Below are 4,955 nucleotides of genomic sequence, written 5' to 3'. Positions count from 1 at the left end.
ACTTATTCTGGTTATGAAAATAAGGTAAAAGAAAATCTATTACAACGTGCACAAACCTACAATATGTTGGATAATATTCTACGTGTTGAAATTCCAACACAAACAGTGCAAGTTGAAAAAAATGGAAAGAGAAAAGAAGTAGAAGAAAATCGCTTTCCAGGTTATGTTCTTGTAGAAATGGTCATGACAGATGAAGCTTGGTTTGTTGTTCGAAACACACCAAATGTTACAGGATTTGTCGGATCACACGGGAACAGATCAAAACCAACTCCATTATTGGAACAAGAAATTCGTGACATTTTGATATCTATGGGACAAACTGTTCAAGAATTTGATTTCGATGTTGAGGTTGGTCAAACTGTACGAATTATTGAAGGTGCTTTTGCAGATTACACTGGTAAGATTACAGAAATTGATAATAACAAAGTGAAGATGATTATCTCTATGTTTGGGAATGACACAGTTGCAGAAGTAAACCTAAACCAAATCGCAGAATTATAACCCTGAGAGAGGCTTGTCCTCTCTTTTTTGTGCAGTTTAGACGGTGTAGGGAACAGAATGGGGAGAAATAACCAAATTAGCTTTTTGATTTGTTAAACTGTATTTAGAAAGGGGAAGATTATGCTTAAAGAATTGTATGAAGAAGTTCAGGGAATTGTATACAAGTGTAGAAATGAATATTACTTGCATTTATGGGAACTATCGGATTGGGACCAAGAAGGCATGATTTGCTTACATGAATTGATCAGTAGAGAAGAAGGGCTTGTAGAAGATATCCCTCGTTTAAGGAAATATTTCAAAACCAAGTTTCGAAATCGAATTTTAGACTATATCCGTAAGCAAGAAAGCCACAAACGAAGATATAATAAAGAACCCTATGAAGAAGTGGGTGAAATCAGTCATCGTATAAGTGAGGGAGGTCTCTGGCTAGACGATTATTATCTCTTTCATGAAACATTAAAAAATTATAGAAGCAAACAAAGTAAAGAGAAACAAGAAGAACTAGAACGCGTCTTAAGAGATGAACGCTTCCGAGGGCGTCAAAGAGTGCTAAAGGACTTACGTATTGTGTTTAAAGAGTTTGACATCAGGTTAAAATAATCAAATTTGGAAAAGCTAACTTGCTAAAGTTGGATTAACCAAACAGAATCTGCTGTATCCTAGAAAAGGAAAAACTGCTAAGAAACAAGCTAGTTCCAACTTAGCCATAGTTTTTAGTTTTCGTATCTTTAAATCAGCTAAAATAATCCACAACTATATATATTATAACTGAAAAGATATCGAACAAGTCTAGTATAAAAGAAGTACTTTTCAAGAAATGGTAAAAATCCTAAGAGAACCCTACCGTACGAAACAAGCTAAGGGTATTTCGAAAAACAAAGAAGTACAGTTTTCTATAGGAAAAGATTTTGTCAAAAAATCGTTAATCCCCTTGAAAAATCTAGCTAAATAGGGTATAATATGAGTAATCATTTGTCGTAGGTTTTGTCTGAAATATTGTCCAGACAAGGCTCACAGCAGTTAAATCTTCTGAAAAAGTCAGATTTAGCTGCTCTTTTTGTGCTTTTTTTCAGGATTTTGAGTACTTGTAACAAAGACTTAAAGATTCTGAAAATTCGTCAAGGGGGACACGGTGATAGGGGTTTTTAAAACCATATGACGATTAGAAAAGCCTGTTTGACAAGGCTTGGAACTTATTTACAAAGGAGAATCATCTTGGCAGGACATGACGTTCAATACGGGAAACATCGTACCCGTCGTAGTTTTTCAAGAATCAAAGAAGTTCTTGACTTACCAAATTTGATTGAAATTCAAACTGACTCATTCAAAGATTTCCTAGACCATGGTCTTAAGGAAGTGTTTGAAGATGTATTGCCAATTTCAAACTTCACAGATACGATGGAGTTGGAATTTGTTGGATATGAAATCAAGGAACCAAAATACACGCTAGAAGAGGCTCGTATCCACGATGCTAGCTACTCAGCACCAATTTTTGTAACCTTCCGCTTGATCAATAAAGAAACAGGCGAAATCAAAACTCAAGAAGTTTTCTTTGGTGATTTCCCAATCATGACAGAAATGGGTACTTTCATCATCAATGGTGGTGAACGTATCATCGTTTCGCAGTTGGTTCGCTCGCCAGGTGTTTACTTTAATGACAAAGTAGATAAGAACGGTAAAGTGGGCTACGGTTCAACGGTTATCCCTAACCGTGGAGCTTGGTTGGAGCTTGAAAGCGACTCAAAAGATATCGCCTACACTCGTATCGACCGTACTCGTAAGATTCCATTTACAACCTTGGTTCGTGCGCTTGGTTTCTCAGGTGATGATGAAATTTTTGATATCTTTGGTGATAGCGAATTGGTTCGCAACACTGTTGAAAAAGATATCCACAAGAACCCAATGGATTCTCGTACAGACGAAGCCTTGAAAGAAATTTACGAACGCCTTCGTCCAGGTGAGCCTAAGACTGCTGAAAGCTCACGTAGCTTGCTTGTAGCTCGTTTCTTTGATCCACGTCGCTATGACCTAGCAGCCGTTGGTCGTTACAAGATCAATAAAAAACTCAATGTTAAAACACGTTTGCTCAATCAAACCATTGCTGAGCCATTGGTAGACCCTGAAACAGGAGAAATCTTGGTAGAAGCTGGTACAATCATGACTCGTAGTGTGATTGAAAGCATTGAAAGCCATTTGGATGGCGACTTGAACAAGATTGTTTACATTCCGAATGATGCAGCCGTTGTGACTGAGCCAGTTGTTCTTCAAAAATTCAAGGTTGTTGCTCCAACTGATCCAGACCGTGTTGTAACCATCATTGGTAATGCTAATCCAGATGACAAGGTTCGTATCGTCACTCCTGCAGATATCCTTGCTGAGATGAGCTACTTCCTCAACTTGGCTGAAGGACTTGGCCGTGTAGATGATATCGACCACCTTGGAAACCGTCGTATTCGTGCGGTTGGTGAATTGCTTGCCAACCAAGTACGTCTTGGACTTTCTCGTATGGAACGTAATGTCCGTGAACGTATGTCTGTTCAGGACAACGAAGTCTTGACACCACAACAAATCATCAACATCCGTCCTGTAACAGCTGCGGTTAAAGAATTCTTTGGTTCATCACAGTTGTCACAGTTCATGGACCAACACAATCCGCTTTCTGAGTTGTCTCACAAACGCCGTTTGTCAGCCTTGGGACCTGGTGGTTTGACACGTGACCGTGCTGGATATGAAGTACGTGACGTGCACTACACTCACTACGGTCGTATGTGTCCAATCGAGACACCTGAAGGACCTAACATCGGTTTGATCAATAACTTGTCATCTTACGGACATTTGAACAAGTATGGTTTTGTTCAAACACCATACCGTAAAGTTGACCGTGAAACAGGTGTTGTTACGAACGAAATCGTTTGGTTGACAGCCGATGAAGAAGATGAATTTACTGTAGCACAGGCTAATTCTCGTCTGAATGAAGATGGAACATTCGCTGAGAAAGTTGTCATGGGACGTCACCAAGGGGTCAACCAAGAGTATCCAGCTAATGTTGTTGACTACATGGACGTATCACCAAAACAGGTAGTTGCCGTTGCGACAGCATGTATTCCTTTCTTGGAAAACGATGACTCCAACCGTGCCCTCATGGGAGCCAACATGCAACGTCAGGCTGTGCCATTGATCAATCCTCAGGCACCTTACGTTGGTACTGGTATGGAATACCAAGCAGCCCACGATTCAGGAGCTGCTGTGATTGCTCAGTATGATGGTAAAGTTACCTATGCAGATGCTGACAAGGTAGAAGTTCGTCGTGAAGATGGTTCATTGGACGTTTACCACATCCAAAAATTCCGTCGTTCAAACTCAGGTACTGCTTACAACCAACGCACTCTCGTAAAAGTTGGCGATGTCGTTGAAACAGGTGATTTCATCGCTGACGGACCTTCTATGGAAAATGGAGAAATGGCGCTTGGACAAAACCCAATCGTTGCCTATATGACTTGGGAAGGTTACAACTTCGAGGATGCCGTTATCATGAGCGAACGCTTGGTCAAAGACGATGTCTATACATCTGTTCACCTTGAAGAATACGAATCAGAAACGCGCGATACAAAGCTTGGACCTGAAGAAATTACTCGTGAAATTCCAAACGTTGGTGAAGATGCCCTTAAAGACCTTGACGAAATGGGTATTATCCGTATCGGTGCTGAGGTTAAAGAAGGTGATATCCTTGTAGGTAAAGTAACACCTAAGGGTGAGAAAGACCTTTCAGCTGAAGAACGTCTCTTGCACGCTATCTTCGGAGATAAATCTCGTGAAGTGCGTGATACTTCTCTTCGTGTACCACACGGTGCCGATGGTGTCGTTCGTGATGTTAAGATCTTCACACGTGCAAATGGAGATGAGTTGCAATCAGGTGTCAACATGCTGGTTCGCGTCTACATCGCTCAAAAACGTAAGATCAAGGTCGGAGATAAGATGGCCGGACGTCACGGAAATAAAGGGGTTGTCTCTCGTATCGTTCCTGTAGAAGACATGCCTTACCTTCCAGACGGAACTCCAGTCGATATCATGTTGAACCCACTTGGGGTGCCATCACGTATGAATATCGGTCAGGTTATGGAGCTCCACCTTGGTATGGCTGCTCGTACTCTTGGTATTCATATCGCAACACCAGTCTTTGACGGAGCAAGTTCTGAAGACCTTTGGTCAACTGTTAAAGAAGCTGGTATGGATAGCGATGCCAAAACAATTCTTTACGATGGACGTACGGGTGAACCATTTGATAACCGTGTTTCTGTCGGAGTCATGTACATGATCAAACTCCACCACATGGTTGACGATAAATTGCACGCGCGTTCAGTCGGACCTTACTCAACTGTTACCCAACAACCACTCGGAGGTAAAGCTCAGTTTGGTGGACAACGTTTCGGTGAGATGGAGGTTTGGGCTCTTGA

3 protein-coding genes are annotated in these 4,955 nt (G+C 41.1%); all 3 read left to right on the top strand.

Annotated features, from left to right (window positions below; genetic code table 11):
- Positions 1-501 (top strand): transcription termination/antitermination protein NusG (gene nusG / locus SMIDD26_RS09935; RefSeq protein WP_061439996.1); only part of this gene is annotated, 501 nt, incomplete at its 5' end.
- Positions 502-621: 120 nt separating this feature from the next.
- On the top strand, positions 622-1,101 hold the full coding sequence (locus SMIDD26_RS09930) for a sigma-70 RNA polymerase sigma factor region 4 domain-containing protein (protein WP_061439995.1): 480 nt from the start codon (positions 622-624) through the stop codon (positions 1,099-1,101).
- 615 nt (positions 1,102-1,716) lie between these two features.
- Positions 1,717-4,955 (top strand): DNA-directed RNA polymerase subunit beta (rpoB, locus tag SMIDD26_RS09925; protein WP_061439994.1); only part of this gene is annotated, 3,239 nt, incomplete at its 3' end.

Source organism: Streptococcus mitis, from assembly GCF_001579035.1.
GTDB classification, from domain to species: Bacteria; Bacillota; Bacilli; order Lactobacillales; family Streptococcaceae; genus Streptococcus; species Streptococcus mitis_J.
The sequence above is the reverse complement of the archived record's forward strand: the minus strand, read 5'-3'. Positions and strand labels throughout refer to the sequence as shown.

What these genes read in the sequence shown, in the direction of transcription:
- SMIDD26_RS09930 (WP_061439995.1), top strand. Translation starts at nt 622, where the DNA reads ATGCTTAAAGAATTGTATGAAGAAGTTCAGGGAATTGTATACAAGTGT.